Origin of the sequence: Klebsiella sp. JB_Kp042 (assembly GCF_040065275.1) — a bacterium.
Lineage (GTDB): Bacteria > Pseudomonadota > Gammaproteobacteria > Enterobacterales > Enterobacteriaceae > Klebsiella > Klebsiella quasipneumoniae.
Map to the genome: position 1 here is coordinate 1 of NZ_JBEAJL010000013.1, position 19,773 is coordinate 19,773.

General features: G+C 57.2%; 19 protein-coding genes. 4 read left to right on the forward strand and 15 right to left on the reverse strand.

Going from position 1 to position 19,773, the window contains the following annotated elements:
• Positions 1-84 precede the first annotated feature (84 nt).
• The 4 genes from hemG to pepQ are packed head-to-tail and all read right to left on the reverse strand — an operon-like array spanning position 85 to position 4,075.
• Positions 85-627 (reverse strand): menaquinone-dependent protoporphyrinogen IX dehydrogenase, encoded by a 543-nt coding sequence (hemG, locus tag ABLV54_RS03435; protein WP_023291587.1) that lies wholly within the window; start codon positions 625-627, stop codon positions 85-87.
• 11 nt (positions 628-638) lie between these two features.
• A complete protein-coding gene (gene trkH, locus ABLV54_RS03440; protein WP_004886724.1) occupies positions 639-2,090 on the reverse strand; it encodes a Trk system potassium transporter TrkH in 1,452 nt (483 codons plus the stop codon).
• Positions 2,091-2,129: 39 nt separating this feature from the next.
• The gene (locus ABLV54_RS03445) at positions 2,130-2,744 is read right to left on the reverse strand and encodes an IMPACT family protein (protein ID WP_004886726.1); all 615 of its coding nucleotides are present in this window, start codon (positions 2,742-2,744) and stop codon (positions 2,130-2,132) included.
• Positions 2,744-4,075, reverse strand: a complete 1,332-nt coding sequence (pepQ, locus tag ABLV54_RS03450; protein ID WP_032454527.1) for a Xaa-Pro dipeptidase — start codon at positions 4,073-4,075, stop codon at positions 2,744-2,746. Before pepQ ends, ABLV54_RS03445 begins: the two co-directional genes overlap by 1 nt.
• A gap of 191 nt (positions 4,076-4,266) precedes the next feature.
• On the opposite strand from pepQ, the gene fadB reads away from it, so the two are divergent.
• Both fadB and fadA read left to right on the forward strand, forming a co-directional pair.
• On the forward strand, positions 4,267-6,456 hold the full coding sequence (gene fadB / locus ABLV54_RS03455; protein ID WP_248861067.1) for a fatty acid oxidation complex subunit alpha FadB: 2,190 nt from the start codon (positions 4,267-4,269) through the stop codon (positions 6,454-6,456).
• Between the two features lie 9 nt (positions 6,457-6,465).
• Positions 6,466-7,629 carry an acetyl-CoA C-acyltransferase FadA gene (gene fadA, locus ABLV54_RS03460; RefSeq protein ID WP_004886733.1) on the forward strand — a complete coding sequence of 388 codons (1,164 nt, stop codon included), beginning with the start codon at positions 6,466-6,468 and terminating at the stop codon, positions 7,627-7,629.
• A gap of 193 nt (positions 7,630-7,822) precedes the next feature.
• On the opposite strand, the gene fre is transcribed toward fadA, so the two are convergent.
• Together fre and ubiD are read right to left on the reverse strand one after the other, a co-directional pair.
• Positions 7,823-8,524 carry an NAD(P)H-flavin reductase gene (gene fre, locus ABLV54_RS03465; RefSeq protein WP_004886735.1) on the reverse strand — a complete coding sequence of 234 codons (702 nt, stop codon included), beginning with the start codon at positions 8,522-8,524 and terminating at the stop codon, positions 7,823-7,825.
• Between the two features lie 49 nt (positions 8,525-8,573).
• Positions 8,574-10,049 (reverse strand): 4-hydroxy-3-polyprenylbenzoate decarboxylase, encoded by a 1,476-nt coding sequence (gene ubiD, locus ABLV54_RS03470; RefSeq protein WP_023291584.1) that lies wholly within the window; start codon positions 10,047-10,049, stop codon positions 8,574-8,576.
• 178 nt (positions 10,050-10,227) lie between these two features.
• Between ubiD and rfaH the strand changes: the two genes are divergently transcribed.
• On the forward strand, positions 10,228-10,716 hold the full coding sequence (rfaH, locus tag ABLV54_RS03475) for a transcription/translation regulatory transformer protein RfaH (RefSeq protein WP_004886742.1): 489 nt from the start codon (positions 10,228-10,230) through the stop codon (positions 10,714-10,716).
• Here the strand turns inward: rfaH and tatD are convergent.
• The 9 genes from tatD to udp form a co-directional block, all read right to left on the reverse strand.
• Entirely contained in the window at positions 10,713-11,504 is a 792-nt protein-coding gene (gene tatD / locus ABLV54_RS03480; RefSeq protein WP_050534278.1) for a 3'-5' ssDNA/RNA exonuclease TatD, read from the reverse strand. The two genes, rfaH and tatD, sit on opposite strands and share 4 nt — an antisense overlap.
• Before the next feature lie 43 nt (positions 11,505-11,547).
• Positions 11,548-12,327, reverse strand: coding sequence for a Sec-independent protein translocase subunit TatC (gene tatC / locus ABLV54_RS03485; RefSeq protein WP_004886745.1), 780 nt, complete (start codon positions 12,325-12,327; stop codon positions 11,548-11,550).
• A gap of 2 nt (positions 12,328-12,329) precedes the next feature.
• Positions 12,330-12,854, reverse strand: coding sequence for a Sec-independent protein translocase protein TatB (gene tatB / locus ABLV54_RS03490; protein ID WP_048296407.1), 525 nt, complete (start codon positions 12,852-12,854; stop codon positions 12,330-12,332).
• 3 nt (positions 12,855-12,857) lie between these two features.
• The gene (tatA, locus tag ABLV54_RS03495) at positions 12,858-13,109 is read right to left on the reverse strand and encodes a Sec-independent protein translocase subunit TatA (protein WP_002883425.1); all 252 of its coding nucleotides are present in this window, start codon (positions 13,107-13,109) and stop codon (positions 12,858-12,860) included.
• Between the two features lie 129 nt (positions 13,110-13,238).
• A complete protein-coding gene (gene ubiB / locus ABLV54_RS03500; protein ID WP_044521773.1) occupies positions 13,239-14,879 on the reverse strand; it encodes a ubiquinone biosynthesis regulatory protein kinase UbiB in 1,641 nt (546 codons plus the stop codon).
• A complete protein-coding gene (locus ABLV54_RS03505; protein ID WP_032454522.1) occupies positions 14,876-15,481 on the reverse strand; it encodes an SCP2 domain-containing protein in 606 nt (201 codons plus the stop codon). Before ABLV54_RS03505 ends, ubiB begins: the two co-directional genes overlap by 4 nt.
• A 13-nt stretch (positions 15,482-15,494) precedes the next feature.
• Positions 15,495-16,250, reverse strand: a complete 756-nt coding sequence (gene ubiE, locus ABLV54_RS03510) for a bifunctional demethylmenaquinone methyltransferase/2-methoxy-6-polyprenyl-1,4-benzoquinol methylase UbiE (protein WP_023291579.1) — start codon at positions 16,248-16,250, stop codon at positions 15,495-15,497.
• Positions 16,251-16,320: 70 nt separating this feature from the next.
• The gene (gene rmuC, locus ABLV54_RS03515; protein WP_023291578.1) at positions 16,321-17,769 is read right to left on the reverse strand and encodes a DNA recombination protein RmuC; all 1,449 of its coding nucleotides are present in this window, start codon (positions 17,767-17,769) and stop codon (positions 16,321-16,323) included.
• 133 nt (positions 17,770-17,902) lie between these two features.
• A complete protein-coding gene (gene udp / locus ABLV54_RS03520) occupies positions 17,903-18,664 on the reverse strand; it encodes a uridine phosphorylase (RefSeq protein ID WP_002883419.1) in 762 nt (253 codons plus the stop codon).
• 272 nt (positions 18,665-18,936) lie between these two features.
• Between udp and ABLV54_RS03525 the strand changes: the two genes are divergently transcribed.
• Entirely contained in the window at positions 18,937-19,749 is an 813-nt protein-coding gene (locus ABLV54_RS03525) for a dienelactone hydrolase family protein (RefSeq protein ID WP_023291577.1), read from the forward strand.
• The last annotated feature ends 24 nt before the right edge of the window (positions 19,750-19,773 follow it).

The window sequence follows — 19,773 nt, forward strand, 5'->3', positions numbered from 1 at the left end:
GCGCATTATAGGGAGTAATTCTGAGGTGACAAGGGGAAATGCAAAAAAACTTTTCGTTCGCTCGCTTTTCCATCAAGACGCTGTTTAAACGCCCTGTTTGCGGATCATTTGCGCGATTTCTCGGGCAAATCGGGAGACCTGTTGCCAGTCGGTATAGACCACTTCTTTACGGGTATCCGTTTCGCCCCCGGTCATTTTCATAATCAGGCGGATCATAAACCGATCGTACCAGCGGTAACGCGGGTAACGTAGCGCCCCGGCAAACACCGCGCAGCTCTGCGGCTGCCACGGCGAGTTGAGCAGAAACTTGCGCGTATAGCTGTTGGTCTGCGGCGTGCGCTTCTCGGGTTTGCGCGCAACCAGGTTCACCGAAAAGAATGCCCCCGGCAGCGCCTGCAATGCTGCAAGGTGCTTTTTCACAAAGCGGTCCACCGCCGGATGAAAGTGTCCGTAGCGAATCGACGCGCCAATCACCACGCGATCATAATGATGCCATTCCACGTCATCGGTACGGTTCAGATTCAGGGTGTCCGCATCGATACCCAGCTCTTTAAGCTCAGAGGCGAGAAACGAAGCGATTTCACGTGTCTGCCCGTCGCGGGTGGAAAAGAGAATTAAAGTTTTCACGAGCACTCCTGTTATTCGCGCCAGAAAGTGGGAGTAAAGAGCACCAGTAAGGTGAACACTTCCAGACGACCAAACAGCATATTAGCAATCAGGATCCATTTCGCGACCGGGTTCATGGTGGCAAAGTTGTCCGCGACGACGCCGAGCCCAGGCCCGAGGTTGTTCAATGTCGCCACCACGGAGGCGAAAGCGGAGAAGTCATCCACCCCGGTGGCGATAATAGCCAGCATACTAATGATAAAGACCAGCGCATAGGCGGAGAAGAATCCCCATACCGCTTCCAGAATACGTTCCGGCAGCGCGCGGTTACCTAATTTAATGCTATACACCGCATTCGGGTGAACCAGACGCTTAAGCTCACGGTTGCCCTGCTTGAACAGCAACAGGATACGGATAACCTTTAAGCCACCGCCCGTGGAGCCTGCGCAGCCGCCGATAAATGCAGAGCACAGCAGAAGCACCGGCAGGAACAGCGGCCAGCGCGCAATGCTATCGGTGGTGAATCCCGCGGTGGTCGCCATCGACACCACCTGGAAAAACGCCTGATTCAGCGTCGTCAGCACCGAGCCGTACACGTTATGAAGCCATAGCACCAGCGTACAGACGATGACCAGCGTCAACTGGACGCCAATGAACATTCGAAACTCAGGGTCGCGCCAGTACACCTTCAGGCTGCGTCCGCTCAACAACGAAAAATGCAGACCGTAGTTACAGCCGGAGATTAGCAGGAAGATGGCAATGATGGAGTTGATCATCGGGCTGTTGAAATAGCCGACGCTGGCATCGTGAGTCGAGAAACCGCCGATGGCGATGGTGGCGAAGCTGTGCCCTATCGCATCGAAGGCCGGCATACCGGCAAACCAGAGCGCCAATGCGCAGGCGACCGTCAGTAACACATAGATGAGCCACAATGTCTTTGCCGTCTCGGCGATGCGCGGGCGCATCTTGTTATCTTTCAGCGGGCCGGGCATTTCCGCACGGTAGAGCTGCATCCCCCCGACGCCGAGGATAGGCAGAATCGCCACCGCCAGCACAATGATCCCCATGCCGCCGAACCACTGCAGCATCTGCCGGTAAAAGAGGATAGCGTGCGGGAGCGAGTCCAGCCCCACCAGGGTGGTCGCCCCGGTCGTCGTCAGGCCGGAAAATGACTCGAAGAAGGCATCCGTCACCGTCAGGTTCGGCTGTTCGGCGAAAATGAAGGGCAAGGCCCCTACGCTACCCAGCACGGTCCAGAACAGCACCACGATCAGAAATCCTTCACGGGATTTCAGTTCACCCTTTTGCTTACGGTTCGGCCACCACAGCATGGAGCCGATCGCCAGAGCGACAAAAAAAGTTTGAGTGAAGGCCCGTCCCGCGCCATCGCGATATATCAGGGCCACTAATCCCGGGACGATCATCGTCCCCGAAAACAAGATGACCAGCAGTCCAACGATTCGGGTTATGGCGCGAAAATGCATCTCTGGCGCTTCCTTTGATAGGCAAAAAAACAGAGGGGATTATTCGTTAATCTTCAGCAATTGCAATGAACCGCGACTAAAATCAGCCAGTTTTGCTGAAAAAGCCGCCACTTCAGCCTGGGGAAGCGCCACGCGCAGCCGAACCGACGCCAGATATTCGCTTTCAACGACGTTGCCGGAAAATTGGGCGAGCAGCGCTTCGACGCCGGCCAGTTGCCCATATTCACATTGCAAAGTATATGCCGTTAACGGCGTCTTGCGCAGTGTCGTCAACTGCGCCAGCGCCTGATGAACACCGCCGCCATAGGCTTTCACCAGACCGCCGGTGCCCAGCAGGATACCACCGTAGTAACGCACGACGACAGCGGTTATCTCGCCGACGCCGCTTCCCATCAGCTGCGCCAGCATCGGTTTACCCGCCGTTCCCGCCGGTTCGCCATCATCAGAAAACCCAAGCTGTTGCGAATCATCAGGCGGTCCGGCGACCCACGCCACGCAGTGGTGACGGGCATCGGGGTGATCCGCTCTGACGGACTCGACAAAGGCTTTCGCCGCCGCCACGCCGTCGGTATGCGCCAACAGCGTGATAAAACGGCTCTTTTTGATCTCCTCAACGACGGAAACGGGCGCCGCCGGGATTAACCAGCTCTCCATTAGGCCAGCTTCAGATCGCGCGTCATATTTTCGATACTGTTTTCGTGAACCACCACGTTATCTTCGATACGGATCCCGCCGAATGGCTTCATGGCGTCAATTTTTTGCCAGTTGAAGTGTTTGCTGAACGGGCCTTCACGCCACGGCGCCAGTAACGACTCGATAAAGTAGATGCCGGGTTCAATGGTCAACACCATACGCGGCTCGATAATACGGGTGCAGCGCAGATACGGGTATTTCGCTGGCGCCGCCAGATGCGTACCGGAGTCGTCTTGCATAAAGCCAGCAACATCATGCACCTGCAGACCCAGCGGATGACCAATCCCGTGCGGCATAAATGGCCCGGTCAGATCGTTTTCCACCATCGCCTCTTCGCTCATGTCAGTGACTAACTGGTGTTTACGCAGCAGCTTCGCAATACGCTGGTGGAACTGGATATGGTAATCGACGTAGCGAGTCCCGGCTTTCATGGTGCTAATCAGCGCCAGCTGCTCGTCGTTAACGTCTTTAATCAGATGGGCGAAATCGTTATCGCCGTGTGCCGCCCAGGTCCGCGTCAGATCCGCAGCATAGCCGTTATATTCCGCACCGGCGTCGAGCAGGAAGCTGCGCATTTCCGCCGGAGCGCGGTGGTCCAGTTTGGTGTAGTGCAGGACAGAAGCATGCTCGTTCAGCGCCACGATGTTGCTGTAAGGCACGTCGGTATCGCGGTGACCGGTTGCGGTAAGATAGGCCTGATTGATATCGAATTCGCTCATCCCGGACTGAAAAGCTTCATAGGCCGCACGATGACCATTCACCGCCGACTTCTGCGCTTCACGCATACAGGCCAGCTCGTAATCGGTTTTGTAAGCCCGGTAGTAATGCAGATAATCGATAACCCCTTTCGGGTTGATCTTATCCGCGGCGATTCCCAGACCCAGCGCGCGCTCCGGCACCGGCCCGATATAACCAATATTTCCGCGAGCGGCAGGCAGTTGGCTGCCGATGCCATCGGCCTTCGGCAGCGCGACTACATCGACCTCTTCGGTCCAGAACGAGGTTGGCAGCGGCTCAACGTTATGCCAGTAATCAACCGGCAGATAGAACCACAGCTTCGGTTTATTCACACCGTCCACCAGCAACCAGCAGTTAGGCACCTGAGTCACCGGCACCCAGGCTTTGAACTGCGGATTGACCTTGAACGGGTATGGATGGTCATCAAGGAAGACGTTAACCAGCTCGCCGGAGTGAATCAGCAGAGCATCCATCTGAAAACGGGACAGGACGTCGCGGGTACGTTCTTGTAGGGTAACAATATGATTTTTATAGAGCGCGGCCAGGGATTCCATCTTTTGTCCTTTGCTTTTATGGGATCGTGATACTCCGCATCTTAGCACATCGACCTGCGTGCGGGTGATTTCCACCGGATGTGATCCGACCAGCAATTATTTAAAGAGTAATTTGCAATTCTTTAACATAAATTCCACACTCCGTTTCATCTGGTATGACCAGATCATATTGCTGGATTCAGGAGACTGACATGCTCTACAAAGGCGACACCCTGTACCTCGACTGGCTGGAAGATGGCATCGCCGAACTGGTGTTCGATGCCCCAGGTTCGGTCAACAAGCTTGATACCGCAACCGTAGCCAGCCTCGGTCATGCGCTGGACGTACTGGAAAAACAAAACGATCTCAAAGGCCTGATGCTGCGCTCTGAAAAAGCGGCGTTTATCGTCGGCGCGGATATTACGGAATTCCTCTCACTGTTCCTGGTCCCTGAGGAGCAGTTAAGCCAATGGCTGCATTTTGCTAACAGCGTCTTCAACCGTCTGGAAGATCTTCCGGTCCCCACTGTCTCCGCCGTCAACGGTTACGCGCTGGGCGGCGGTTGTGAATGCGTCCTGGCGACCGATTATCGCCTGGCGACGCCGGATCTGCGCATTGGTCTGCCGGAAACCAAACTCGGCATTATGCCAGGCTTCGGCGGCTCAGTCCGTTTGCCGCGCCTGCTCGGCGCCGACAGCGCGCTGGAGATCATTGCTGCCGGGAAAGATGTCGGTGCCGATCAAGCGCTGAAAATCGGCCTGGTGGATGGCGTAGTTGCTGCCGACAAACTGCGCGACGGCGCGCTGGCGATCCTGCGCCAGGCGATTCAGGGCGACCTGGACTGGAAAGCGAAACGTCAACCGAAGCTGGAGCCGCTGAAGCTCAGCAAAATTGAAGCGACGATGAGTTTCACCATCGCCAAAGGCATGGTCGCGCAAACCGCCGGGAAGCATTATCCGGCGCCGATCACCGCGGTGAAAACCATTGAAGCCGCCGCGCGTCTTGGTCGTGAAGAGGCCCTGGTGCTGGAAAATAAAAGCTTTGTCCCGCTGGCTCATACCAATGAGGCCCGCGCGCTGGTCGGTATCTTCCTCAACGACCAGTACGTCAAAGCGAAAGCGAAAAAACTGACCAAAGATGTCGAAACGCCGAAGCAGGCCGCCGTCCTGGGCGCGGGCATTATGGGCGGCGGCATCGCTTATCAGTCGGCGTGGAAAGGCGTACCGGTCATCATGAAGGACATCAACGATAAATCGCTGACGCTCGGCATGACCGAAGCGGCGAAGCTACTGAATAAACAGCTGGAACGCGGCAAAATCGACGGTCTGAAGCTGGCCGGAGTAATAAGCACCATTCAGCCAACGCTGGAGTATAGCGGTTTTGATCGCGTGGACGTGGTCGTTGAAGCGGTGGTGGAAAACCCGAAAGTGAAGAAAGCAGTGCTGGCGGAAACGGAAAATAAAATCCGCCCGGATACCGTGCTGGCGTCCAACACCTCAACGATCCCCATCAGCGAGCTGGCCAGCGTTCTGCAGCGCCCGGAAAATTTCTGCGGCATGCACTTCTTTAACCCGGTGCATCGCATGCCGCTGGTAGAAGTGATCCGCGGCGAAAAAACCCCGGATAATACCATTGCCAAAGTCGTCGCCTGGGCCAGCAAAATGGGCAAGACGCCAATCGTGGTCAATGATTGTCCCGGTTTCTTCGTCAACCGCGTGCTGTTCCCCTACTTCGCCGGCTTCAGCCAGCTGCTGCGCGACGGGGCGGATTTCCGCAAAGTCGACAAAGTGATGGAGAAACAGTTTGGTTGGCCGATGGGCCCGGCCTATCTGCTGGACGTGGTCGGCATCGACACCGCGCACCATGCTCAGGCGGTCATGGCGGCGGGCTTCCCGCAGCGGATGCAGAAAGATTATCGCGACGCTATAGACGCCCTGTTTGACGCCAACCGTTTCGGCCAGAAGAACGGCCTCGGCTTCTGGCGCTATAAAGACGACAGCAAAGGTAAGCCGAAGAAAGAAGAAGATGCCGCCGTCGACAGCCTGCTGGCCGACGTCAGCCAGCCGAAGCGCGATTTCAGCGATGAAGAGATTATCGCCCGCATGATGATCCCGATGGTTAACGAAGTCGTCCGCTGCCTGGAAGAAGGCATTATCGCCAGCCCGGCGGAAGCGGATATGGCGCTGGTATACGGCCTCGGCTTCCCTCCGTTCCACGGCGGCGCCTTCCGCTGGCTGGATACCATCGGCAGCGCGAAGTATCTCGATATGGCGCAGCAGTACCAGCACCTTGGGCCGCTGTATGAAGTCCCTGCCGGTCTGCGTGACAAAGCGCGCCATAACGAAGCGTATTATCCCCAGGTAGAGCCAGCCCGTCCGGTTGGCGCTCTGAAAACGGCTTAAGGAGTCACAATGGAACAGGTTGTCATTGTCGATGCTATTCGCACCCCGATGGGCCGTTCAAAGGGCGGCGCATTTCGCCACGTGCGCGCGGAAGACCTCTCCGCGCACCTGATGCGTAGCCTGCTGTCGCGCAACCCGTCGCTTGAGGCTAGCGCAATAGACGATATCTACTGGGGCTGCGTGCAGCAAACCCTCGAGCAGGGTTTTAACATCGCCCGTAACGCGGCGCTGCTGGCGGAGATCCCGCATTCGGTACCGGCAAACACGGTTAACCGTCTGTGCGGTTCTTCCATGCAGGCGCTGCACGATGCCGCACGCATGATCATGACCGGCGATGCCAGCGTTTGCCTGATTGGCGGCGTGGAGCACATGGGCCATGTGCCGATGAGCCACGGCGTCGATTTCCACCCGGGCCTGAGTCGCAACGTGGCGAAGGCGGCAGGGATGATGGGGCTGACCGCTGAAATGCTGGCGCGTCTGCACGGCATTAGCCGGGAAATGCAGGATCAGTTCGCCGCGCGCTCCCACGCCCGCGCCTGGGCTGCGACCCAGTCCGGCGCATTCAAAGCCGAGATTATCCCCACTGGCGGCCACGATGCCGATGGCGTACTGAAGTCCTTTAACTATGACGAAGTGATCCGCCCGGAAACCACCGTCGAGACGCTGTCTACCCTGAGGCCGGCGTTTGACCCGGTGACCGGTACGGTAACGGCGGGTACCTCTTCCGCCCTTTCCGATGGCGCGGCGGCGATGCTGCTGATGAGCGAAAGTCGCGCCCGCGAACTGGGGCTGAAGCCACGCGCCCGCGTCCGTTCGATGGCGGTGGTCGGCTGCGACCCGTCCATTATGGGCTATGGCCCGGTTCCCGCCTCGAAGCTGGCGCTGAAAAAAGCGGGCTTATCCACCAGCGATATCGACGTCTTTGAAATGAATGAGGCCTTTGCCGCGCAGATCCTGCCGTGCATTAAAGATCTGGGCCTGATGGAGCAGATCGATGAGAAGATCAACCTTAACGGCGGGGCGATCGCGCTCGGTCATCCGCTGGGTTGTTCCGGGGCGCGTATTAGCACCACGTTGATCAATCAGATGGAGCGTAAAGATGCCCAGTTCGGCCTCGCCACCATGTGCATTGGCCTGGGACAAGGGATCGCCACCGTGTTTGAGCGGGTGTAAATTTACAAAAGGGTATCTCACAGCCAATGGCGTCAGAACAAGGCGGCAAGCGAGCGAATCCCGATGAGCTTACTGAAGTAAGTGATTCGGGTGAGCGAGCGCAGCCGACGCAGTTATGACGTCATTGGCGAAGAGAGACAGTTTAGTTGCCGTTCTTCCCGCCTGTCAGGGGCGGGTTTTTTATTTGCAGATATCAGATAAAAGCAAACGCGTCGCCAAACAGGCGATCTTCGCGCGCGCCGCGTTCATTGCAGAACAGGTCGCGAGCAATCTTGGCCATCTCAAAACGCCCGGCAATATAGATATCGTGATCGGCCAGGGTACCGTAATCCTGCAGCACCGCGGTCAGCACGGTGCCGGAACGCCCACGCCAGCCCTCTTCCGGCTGCTCAACCACCGGCTCAATACGCAGATTCGGATGTTTGACGCTCAAGGCTTCCAGCTCAGCCAGATCGTACAGATGTTTGGTCTCGCGGCCGCCCCAGTAAATCGCGATATCGCGCTGAGGATTGCGTGACAGCGCGGTCAGCAGAATAGAACGCACATAAGAGAAGCCGGTGCCGCCGGCAATCAAAATCAGCGGGCGGTCTTCATCTTCACGCAGCCAGGCTTCGCCATGCGGGATATCAACCTCAATTTCGCGCTCTTTCAGGATGCGATCCATGACCGCCATCGCGTACAGATTGAGCTCCGAGGCGCCGATATGCAGTTCGATAAATTCCTGTTCCGCCGGCGTGGAGGCCATGGAGAATGGGCGTTTGTCGCGCTCATCCATTACCACCATCAGATACTGGCCAGCGCGGAAAGAGAATGCCGCTTCCGGTACTAATCGAACACGATACACGGTATCGGTAATCGCCTCCACCGAGGTCACTTTACAGCTTAAGGTTGTCATGCGTCCCCTCTGTCGGGTCTATAGAGCAAAACAGCGGCGTTAGCCCCGCTTACTGTTGTTTAAAGATGGCCAGATCATCCCAGATGGCGTCAATGCGCGCCGTGACGGCAGGATCTTTTTTGATTGGGCGACCCCATTCACGCTGGGTTTCGCCAGGCCATTTATTGGTGGCATCCAGCCCCATTTTTGAACCCAGGCCGGAAACCGGCGAGGCAAAATCCAGATAATCAATTGGCGTATTCTCTACCAGTACCGTATCACGAGCTGGGTCCATACGGGTAGTGATCGCCCAAATCACATCGTTCCAGTCGCGAGCGTTGACATCGTCATCGCAGACAATCACGAATTTGGTGTACATAAACTGGCGCAGGAACGACCAGACGCCCATCATCACGCGCTTGGCATGGCCTGCATACTGTTTTTTCATCGTCACCACCGCCAGACGGTAGGAGCACCCTTCCGGCGGCAGATAGAAATCGACGATTTCCGGAAACTGTTTTTGCAGGATCGGGACAAAGACTTCATTCAGCGCCACGCCCAGCACCGCAGGCTCATCCGGCGGACGGCCGGTATAGGTCGAATGATAAATCGCGTCTTCACGTTGGGTAATATGGGTGACCGTAAACACCGGGAACTGGTCTACTTCATTGTAGTAGCCGGTATGGTCGCCATACGGACCTTCCGGCGCCATCTCCCCGGCCTCGATATAACCTTCCAGCACAATCTCTGCGCTGGCTGGCACTTCAAGATCGTTCGAGACGCATTTCACCACTTCGGTTTTGGTGCCGCGCAGCAGCCCGGCAAAGGCATATTCCGACAACGTATCCGGCACCGGGGTCACCGCGCCAAGAATGGTCGCTGGGTCGGCGCCGAGCGCCACAGAAACCGGGAAGCGTTCGCCCGGACGCGCCGCGCTCCACTCCTGGAAATCCAGTGCGCCGCCGCGATGAGACAGCCAGCGCATAATCAGTTTGTTTTTGCCAATCAGCTGCTGGCGATAAATCCCCAGGTTCTGCCGCTCTTTGTGCGGCCCGCGGGTCACCGTCAGCCCCCAGGTGATCAGCGGCGCGGCATCGTCCGGCCAGCAGGTCATAATCGGGATTTTCCTCAGGTCGACGTCATCGCCCTGGATGATTTTTTGCTGGCAGGGGGCGCCGCGCAGACGTTTGGTCGGCATATTCAGCACTTGCTTAAACTGCGGCAGCTTATCAAACAGATCGCGGAAACCTTTGGGCGGCTCAGGCTCTTTCAGAAAGGCTAACAGCTTACCCACCTCGCGCAGCGAACTGACGTCCTCCTGACCCATCCCCAGCGCCACGCGCCGCGGCGTGCCGAACAGGTTGCACAGCACCGGCATGGTATAGCCTTTCGGATTCTCAAACAGCAACGCCGGACCGCCAGCGCGCAGGGTGCGGTCGGCAATTTCGGTGATTTCCAGGTGGGGATCGACCGGCAGAGTGATACGTTTTAGTTCGCCCTGTTGTTCCAGGAGTGTCAGAAAGTCGCGAAGATCGTGATATTTCATGAAAGTGTTATTGACCTCTCTACAGGCGGCTAATTATACGGTGTTCAACGGCGAGATGCTGTAATTTTGTTAAATTAGCGTGAAAGAACGCTGAAATTTGGATTTCAATTATAATGGCTTTCGCGATTACACCAGCCATTTGTTATGCTTGCCGTTATTAGAAGTGGAATGAGTCATTATGCAAGCCTGGTACTTACTGTATTGCAAACGTGGGCAGCTACAACGAGCCCAGGAACATCTGGAACGTCAGTCAGTTAACTGCCTGATGCCGACGATTGCGCTGGAAAAAATCATTCGCGGTAAACGCACCATGGTCAGCGAACCGCTGTTCCCGAACTACCTGTTTATTGAGTTCGATCCAGAGGTGATTCATACCACCACCATCAGCGCCACCCGCGGGGTTAACAACTTCGTGCGCTTTGGCGCCCTACCCGCTATCGTCCCTTCGGCGGTCATCCATCAGCTCTCTATCTATAAACCGGAAGGCATCACCGACCCGGAAACGCCGCATGAGGGCGATAGCGTACTGATCACCGACGGCGCGTTCGAAGGCTTACAGGCTATCTTTACCGAGCCGGACGGTGAAGCACGCTCTATGTTGCTGTTAAACCTGCTGAATAAGCAAGTCCTGCAGAGCGTAAAAAACACCGATTTCCAGAAAATCTAAGCGCCGATAACGTCGACGCCAAACAGCGCTCTGACGTTGGCGTCCGTTTGCGCCTCAAGCCACTGCGCCTCCTCGCCGCGCCAGGCCGCGACGCTGGCCAGGATATGCGGCAAATACGCGGGCTCGTTACGACGCGAGGCGGGTTTCGGCTTGAGGTCGCGCGGCAGCAGATAGGGCGCATCGGTCTCCAGCAGCAGACGTTCCGCCGGGATCGCCGGCAGTAGCTCTCGCAGCTCGAGCCCGCGCCGCTCATCGCACACCCAACCGGTAATGCCGATAAACAGCCCCAGATCCAGACATTCCTGCGCCTCGCTGCGGCTGCCGGTAAAGCAGTGCAGCACCGCGCCCGGGATCTTCCCAAGCCAGGGTTTAAGTAGCGTCAGAAACCGGTCGTGGGCGTCGCGGCAGTGTAAAAACACCGGCATCGACAGCTCGGCGGCCAGCGCCAGTTGGGCGCTGAATGCCGCCTCCTGCTCCTGCGGCGTGGAGAAATTACGATTAAAATCCAGACCACATTCCCCTATCGCCACCACCTGCGGCTCGCGGGCAAGGACATAAATCGCCTCGGCGACCGCTGGCGTCCAGCTGCTGCCGTCATGGGGATGAACCCCCGCCGTGGACCAGCAGCCGGCGTAATGGCTCGCCATTCTCTGCGCCTGCTGGCTCTCCGGCAAATTTGTGCCGGTCAGCAGCATGCCGTGGACACCCGCCGACCGGGCGCGCGCCACCACCTCATCATGGTCGCGGGCAAACTGCGAACTGGTCAGATTAACGCCGATATCAAACATGATCGCTCCATATGACAACCGCCCTGACGGGCGGTTGGCGGTATTACTCTTCTCTGTGCTCAGCGGCTTCAGCTTCGGCCGCGGCATCGTCATCACGCGTCAGACGCTTCCCGGTGTAGAAGCGGGCAAAGAACACCCCGACTTCAAACAGACAGTACATCGGAATGGCCAGCAGCGTCTGCGAGAACACGTCCGGCGGCGTCAGCAGCATGCCCACCACGAAGGCGCCCACCAGCACATACGGCCGTTTTTTGCGCAGCTCTTCCGGCGTAGTGACGCCCATCCAGCAGAGCAGCACAATGGCGACCGGCACCTCAAAAGAGACCCCGAACGCCATAAACAGCGCCATCACGAAGTCGAGATAGCTGCGGATATCGGTCGAGACCAGCACCCCCTCCGGGGCAGCATGGGTCAGAAAGCCGAACGCCAGCGGAAACACGACAAAATACGCGAAAGCCATGCCGATATAGAACAGCAGCGTGCTGGAGACCAGCAAGGGCACCACCAGCCGGCGCTCGTGCTTATACAGCGCCGGCGCGACGAAGGCCCATACCTGATACAGAATAATCGGCACCGACAGGATCACCGACACCATAAAGGTCAGCTTTATCGGCGTAAAGAAAGGTGAAGCGACATCGGTGGCGATCATCGTCGCGCCTACCGGCATCTTGCTGATAAGCGGGGCCGAGACCAGCTGATAGATATCATTGGCGAAATAGACCAGCGCCAGGAAGATCACCAGGATAGCAATGATGCTGTTGAGCAGACGCTTGCGCAGCTCAATCAGATGCGAAATTAGCGGTTGTGTATCGTCTACGCCCATGTTTACGGTTTATCACTCGATGCGGGGGAAGAATGGGGGGCAGCCGCCGTAGCGGATGTTTTCTCTGCCGGTGAAGCGGGTTGCTCGTCGGCCACGGGCTCAGGCGCATGAGCCGGAGCGCTGGCCTGATGTTCGGCCGTCGCCGGCGTGACGTCCTGCCGCTGCGCTTCGCTGCCTTTCACCACCGGATTATGGATGGTATTCGCTTCGTCGCTGGCCTTTTCCGGATCGTGGGCGCTATAGGAGCGCTTCATCGACTCCGCGGCCTCGCGCAGCTCGTCCATAGAGGCTTTCAGCTCCGGCGTCAGGTTATTCAGGCTGGCCTTTTCCACCTTCTTGAGGCTCTCCTGGAACTCCTGCAGTTTTAGCTCCTGAGCCAGCTCATTCTGCACCGTGGTCGCCAGCGACCGTAGCGTACGGATCCAGCCAACCACCGTTTTAACCGCGACGGGAAGCCGCTGTGGCCCCAGAACAATGAGGCCAATTACAAACACCAGCAGTAGTTCACTAAAACCAATATCGAACACGAGTTACACCTGCTCTTTGTCGTGGCGTTTTGTCTCGTCTTTTTTTGCATCATCCTGTTTGTCGGCGATAGTTTTCGCCGTGAAATCTGCGTCTGGCGCCGACTTTTCGGGTTTATCATCATCACTCATGGCTTTTTTAAAGCCTTTGATGGATGCCCCTAAGTCTGACCCCAGTGAGCTCAGCTTCTTCGTCCCGAAAAGCAGAACTACGATGACGACAACAATTAATAACTGCCAAATACTGATACCACCCATACACGTTCCCCTATGACAGATGATGAATTATGTGGACGCATTATACACGCCATCCTGCCAGCCGCCTCGCCGTCAGGCCACCGGCATGATTTTGCGCAAATAAGCCTGCGTCATGAAGTGGCGAACCGATCAGCGGGTTTTTCGCCAGCCAATCAGCCAGGTCACGACACCGCCGGCCATCAGCCAGCCGGGCATCATTCCCCACTCAGGGCGATGGATAAAGAGCAGCGTACCACTGAGCAATAAAACCGCGCCTATACCAAACAGATAACGGGATTGGCCCTGGCGCACATGACGCACATGCATATCCCGCACGATAGTATCGACGCTGGTCTGCAGCTGTTTGCTCTGCTGCAGGCTCTGATACACCAGCTCAGGTATTTCAGGCATTCTTTCGATCCAGAACGGCGCTTTGTCTTTAAACGCGCGCACCAGCGCCGGAATACCGACCTGATCTTTGATCCACGACTCAAGGAAAGGCTTCGCCGTTTTCCACAAGTCTAACTGAGGATAGAGCTGCCGGCCTACCCCTTCTACGTAAAGTAATGTCTTCTGTAGCAAAACAAGCTGCGGCTGGACTTCCATATTGAAGCGCCGCGCGGTGTTGAACAGATTAAGCAGCACGTGGCCGAAGGAGATCTCCGCCAGCGGCTTCTCAAAGATGGGCTCGCAGACCGTGCGGATCGCGAACTCAAACTCTTCAACATTAGTGTCCGGCGGAACCCAACCGGAGTCGACGTGCAGCTCGGCAACCTTACGATAATCGCGGTTGAAAAAGGCGATAAAGTTTTCCGCCAGATAGCGCTTATCTTCTTTGTTCAGCGAGCCGACAATGCCGCAATCGATACCGATATACTGCGGATCTTCCGGGTGCTCGTAGCTGACGAATATGTTGCCAGGGTGCATATCAGCATGGAAAAAACTGTCGCGGAACACCTGGGTGAAGAAGACCTGCACGCCCCGCTCCGCCAGCAGCTGCAGGTTGGTTCCCTGAGCCTCCAGCGCCTCGACGTCGGACACCGGAATGCCGTAGATGCGCTCCATCACCATCATGCTTTCGCTGCAGTAGTCGGGGTACACTTCCGGCACATACAGCATCGGGCTCTCTTCGAAATTACGCCGCAGCTGAATGGCGTTAGCGGATTCCCGCAGCAGGTTCAGCTCGTCCAGCAGCGTTTTTTCATACTCACGAACTACCTCCTGCGGGCGCAGACGGCGGCCGTCAGGCAGCAGACGCGGCACCCAGCGCGCCAGGCGGTAGATGAGCTTCATGTCCGCTTTAATGATCGGCAAAATATCCGGACGGATAACCTTGATCACCACCTCTTTGCCGTTCTCTTTCAGACGCGCGGTATGCACCTGGGCGATAGACGCCGAGGCTAACGGCTCAACGGAGAAATCATCAAACCAGGCCTCCACCGGCAGGCCACCCATCGCTTTCTCTATCTGCTGCTGCGCGAGCTTCCCGTCAAAGGGCGCCACGCGGTCCTGCAACAGCGCCAGCTGATCGGCAATATGCGGCGGAAAGAGATCCCGCCGCGTGGAAAGCATCTGGCCGAATTTAATCCACACCGGCCCCAGCTCCTGAAGCGCCAGCCGCAGACGGGCGCCAAGGGGTTGATCCTGATGGCGGTTTGGCATCCAGAACAGCATCCGCCGCCAGATACGCAGCGGCAGCGTGATCCGCATTTTGGGGATGAGCTCATCGAGCCCGTAGCTCAAAAAGGTGTGGACGATGAAATACAGGCGCCGTAATTCTCCTGGCGTCATTTGCCCTCCAGCGTTTCCAGCCGTTTTTCCAGTGCGGCCAGCGCGCGTTCAATAGCCGTCGTCTCTTCAGCAAACCAGGCCAGCTCCAGCGGCCCCGGCGCCAGGCGCCACTCTTCAGTGATCGCTTCCGCGACATAGCGCTGCTGGCGCTGCGCCCCTTTCAGTAAAAACTGAGCGCCGCCGCGGAGAACTTTACCGACGCCTTCGGCCACGATGTCGCCGGTGTAAGGCGCCAGCAGTTCAGCGGGATCGAACTCCGCCAGATCGCACAGGGTGACCATGTTCTGCACCACCTGCAGATCGCCCTGCACTTCCAGCTCGCCGCTGCGGATAAGCGCCGTGAGCTGCTGACGGTTGCGCAGTTTTGGCAGTACGCTGAGCCGGGTAATCACGGTGCAGTCGGCCTCTCCCTCCCAGGCGCTCAGGACATCAACCTGGCGTTCGCTGAACACCAGCACCACGGGCGTGGAGAAGTCCTGCAGCTGTACCCGCAATACCTTGCCCAGCAGGCGCTGGCGGGCGGGTTTTAGCGCTTTGTCGCGCCAGAGGAAAGTATTCAGCGCCGTTTCAATGCCAGCGGTCACCAGGGGTGTGAAAGGCATAGCGTCCCTCCTGTCAGAACTTGTAACCGCGATGCAAAGCAACGATACCTGCCGTCAGGTTGTAGTAGTCCACGCTTTCGAAGCCTGCATCCTGCATCATCCCTTTCAGGGATTCCTGGTCCGGATGCATACGGATCGACTCCGCCAGGTAGCGATAGCTGTCGCCGTCTTTTGCCACCAGCTCGCCCACCTTCGGCAGGATATGGAAGGAGTAAGCGTCGTAGGCTTTGCTCAGCGGTTCAATAATGGGTTTAGAAAACTCCAGCACCAGCAGACGTCCGCCCGGCTTCAGCACGCGGTACATCGAACGCAGCGCTTTTTCTTTGTCGGTCACGTTACGCAGACCGAAAGAGATGGTGATGCAGTCAAAGGTATTATCAGCAAACGGCAGGGCTTCCGCGTTGGCCTGAACATACTCAACGTTACCCACGATGCCGATATTGCGCAGCTTTTCGCGGCCCATTTTGAGCATTGAATCATTGATATCAGCAAGCATAACGCGGCCGGTTTCCCCTACCAGACGGGAAAACTTAGCCGTCAAATCACCGGTACCCCCCGCCAGATCCAGCACGGTCTGCCCGCGACGTACACCGCTGCAGTCGATGGTGAAACGCTTCCACAAACGATGGATACCAAACGACATTAAGTCATTCATCACATCATACTTTGCGGCGACAGAATGGAATACATGCGCCACCATGTCCGCTTTCTGCTCTTTAGCGACCGTCTGAAAGCCAAAGTGCGTCGTTTCTTGTGAATCCTCAACCATCTTTATGCCTGCTTGCTTTTCAAGAAAATGTTCACTGAGTGTATCAGACTCAGCGCATTTCCCATACGTTTCAGCGTGGCGGAGCCGCCTCCCGGCTGCGCACCGCCTCGGCAGAGTCGGGCGAAAATGCGTCATTTTCCGGCAGGTTATCCTCCTCTTCGAGACGATATTGATCGTCCTGAGCAGTGGCTTGTTCGACTAAATCAGGATTAATCCCGCGCTTGACCTCCACGCCCAACCCGCGAAAAGCCTCCGCCTGAGCCAGCAGATTACCGCGCCCGGAAGCGAGCTTTTTCATCGCCTGGCGATAGTTCTCTTGCGCTTTATCCAGACTCTGGCCGATAGCGGACATATCGTCCACAAACAGGCGCATTTTGTCGTAAAGGCGCCCCGCCCGCTCGGCGATCTTCTGCGCGTTGCGGCTCTGGTGCTCATAACGCCACAGATTGGCGATGGTGCGCAGGGCCACCAGCAGCGTCGTCGGGCTGACCAGCATAATATTATTTTGCAGCGCCTCGCTGATAAGCTCGGGCTGGCGATCAATGGCCAGCAGGAATGCCGGCTCGACGGGAATAAACATCAGCACATAGTCGAGGGAGCGCAGGCCCGGCAGTTGCTGATAATCCTTGCGTCCCAGCAGGCGGATATGATTACGCACCGAGGCAAGGTGCTCCTGCAGCGCGACTTCGCGGGTGTAGTCGTCCTCGGCGTTGAAATAGCGCTCATAGGCGACAAGGGTCATTTTGGCGTCGATAACCACGTCTTTACCCTGCGGCAGGCGCACGATGACGTCCGGTTGCATCCGCGAGCGGTTGTCGGTCTCGATGCTGACCTGGGTCTGGTACTCATAGCCTTCCCGCAGGCCGGAGGCTTCCAGCACGCGGGTGAGAACCACTTCCCCCCAGTTGCCCTGAGTTTTGTTATCGCCCTTCAGCGCTTTGGTCAGGTTCAGCGCCTCCTGCGCCATCTGCGCGTTCAGCTGCTGCAGGTTGCGGATCTCATGCGCCAGGGTGTGCCTTTCCCGCGCCTCCTGGCCGAAGCTCTCCTGCACCTGGCGGCGGAACCCGTCCAGCTGTTCGCGCAGCGGGGTCAGCAGGCCATGCAGGCTCTGGCGATTTTGCTCATCGACGCGTCGGTTGCTGTGTTCGAAAATGCGGTTGGCGAGGTTTTCAAACTGCTCGCTCAGGCGCTGCTCGCTGTTCACCATCTGGCGGATCTTATCTTCCGCATGCAGCTGGGTGGATTCGAGCCGGGTGGTAACCTCCCGCAGATCGGCCTCCAGCGAGGTATTGATATCCCGCAGGCTGCGCAGCTCGTTGTTCAGCAGCTCGCACTCTTCACGCCAGTGGGCTTCCTGTACCAGCTGCTGACGGGCGGCGCTCAGCTCAATATCCAGCTCTCGCCGCTCCTCGATAAGATCGGCCCGAATTTGATCGGCGCGCGCTTTGGTCGCCAGCCAGCCGACGATTAATCCAGCAGCCAGTGCGATAACCGCGCTGATAATAATGGAGAGATCCACGACGCCCCCTGCGATAACCTGATGACACAAAATAGAATTGTGCTGTACAAACGTCCAGTTTAAAAGGAATTTCCTGCGAGAGGCGACGCAAAAAAAAGGCCGGAGGATCCGGCCTGACAGGGAAAGCGTTGAATTACAGCAGACGGCGCGCCGCTTCCACGACGATTTTCACCGCGTGGCTTTCGGTTTGCTTCATGGTTTCGGCGTTAGGGATCTCTTGCTGGGTACGGTTAACGATAACCCCGGCTACCATCCCGGCGCGCAGACCCTGGCTGGCGCACATGGTCAGCAGCGTAGCGGATTCCATTTCATAGTTCATCACGCCCATCGCCTGCCACTCTTCCATGGAGCCTTTGAAGCGGCTCACTACGCGGCCGGAGAAGGTGTCGTAACGCTCCTGTCCCGGGTAGAAGGTATCCGAGGAAGCAGTCACGCCGATATGGGTGGTGGCGCCAATGGATTTCGCTGCTTCCACCAGCGCGGTGGTGCAGGCGAAATCTGCGACGGCCGGGAATTCCATCGGCGCGAAGTGCAGGCTGGCGCCGTCCAGACGAACGGAAGCGGTAGTCACCAGCACATCGCCAACGTTGATGTGCGGCTGAATGGCGCCGGTGGTGCCAATGCGCAGGAAGGTACGCACGCCAAGCTGCGCCAGCTCTTCCACAGCGATAGACGTAGACGGGCCGCCGATGCCGGTGGAGCAGACGATCACCGGTTTGCCGTCCAGTTCCGCGCGCCAGGAGGTAAATTCGCGGTGAGATGCCAGCTTAACCGGCTTATCCATCAGCGCGGCGATCTTTTCCACACGCTCCGGATCGCCAGGGACGATAGCCAGCGTAGCCCCTTGTAAATCGTTCTTGGTGAGGCCGAGATGAAAAACATCAGACTTGGACATAAAAAACTCCTCTGTGGGTCGAATTATCAGCAGAAGCAAAACGGTACTGTACAGAAGCCCCTGGCAACATTTTGTGATGTTAGTCACCAAGAACAATAATGATTGCAGTTGTTTTTCAGTAAATAGTGATAAACATCACATTAACAAGTTATATTCATCGTCACTGAACAAAAGATAGCCGCTTTCAGGCACTGTGCTTTATTACCGCCCGAACTAAAGGTAAAGGGTCTATAGTTACTGATGCGCTAATAAATAAGGGTACGGAGAATACCATGACCACCACCAAGCAACCTGGATTCGCACCTGCAGCCTCGCCGCATGCCGCAACCGCCGTTCATACGCCGGAAGAGCATATTGTCGCCGGAGAGACCTCTATTCCCTCTCAGGGGGAAAACATGCCGGCTTACCATGCCCGCCCGAAAAACGCCGATGGCCCATTGCCGATCGTCATCGTGGTGCAGGAAATCTTCGGCGTGCATGAGCATATTCGCGATCTTTGTCGTCGCCTGGCGCAGGAAGGCTATCTGGCTATCGCGCCTGAATTGTACTTCCGTCAGGGCGATCCGAATGAGTATCACGATATCCCGACCCTGTTTAAAGAGCTGGTTACGAAGGTGCCGGACGCGCAGGTGCTGGCGGATCTCGACCACGTCGCCAGCTGGGCGGCGCGCCATGGCGGCGATGCCCATCGTCTGCTGATCACCGGCTTCTGCTGGGGCGGACGTATCACCTGGCTATATGCTGCCCATAACCCGCAGTTGAAGGCGGCGGTAGCCTGGTACGGCAAACTGGTAGGAGAAAAATCGCTGAATTCGCCAAAACACCCGGTGGATATCGCCGTCGATCTCAACGCCCCGGTACTCGGCCTGTACGGCGCCAAAGACGCCAGCATTCCACAGGACACCGTCGAAACCATGCGCCAGGCGCTGCGGGCGGCCAACGCCACGGCGGAAATCGTGGTCTATCCTGAAGCCGATCACGCCTTTAACGCCGACTATCGCGCCAGCTATCACGAAGAGTCAGCCAAAGACGGCTGGCAGCGGATGCTCGACTGGTTTGCTCAATATGGCGGTAAAAAAGGGTAATCGTCCAAAGCATGAAAAAAGGAG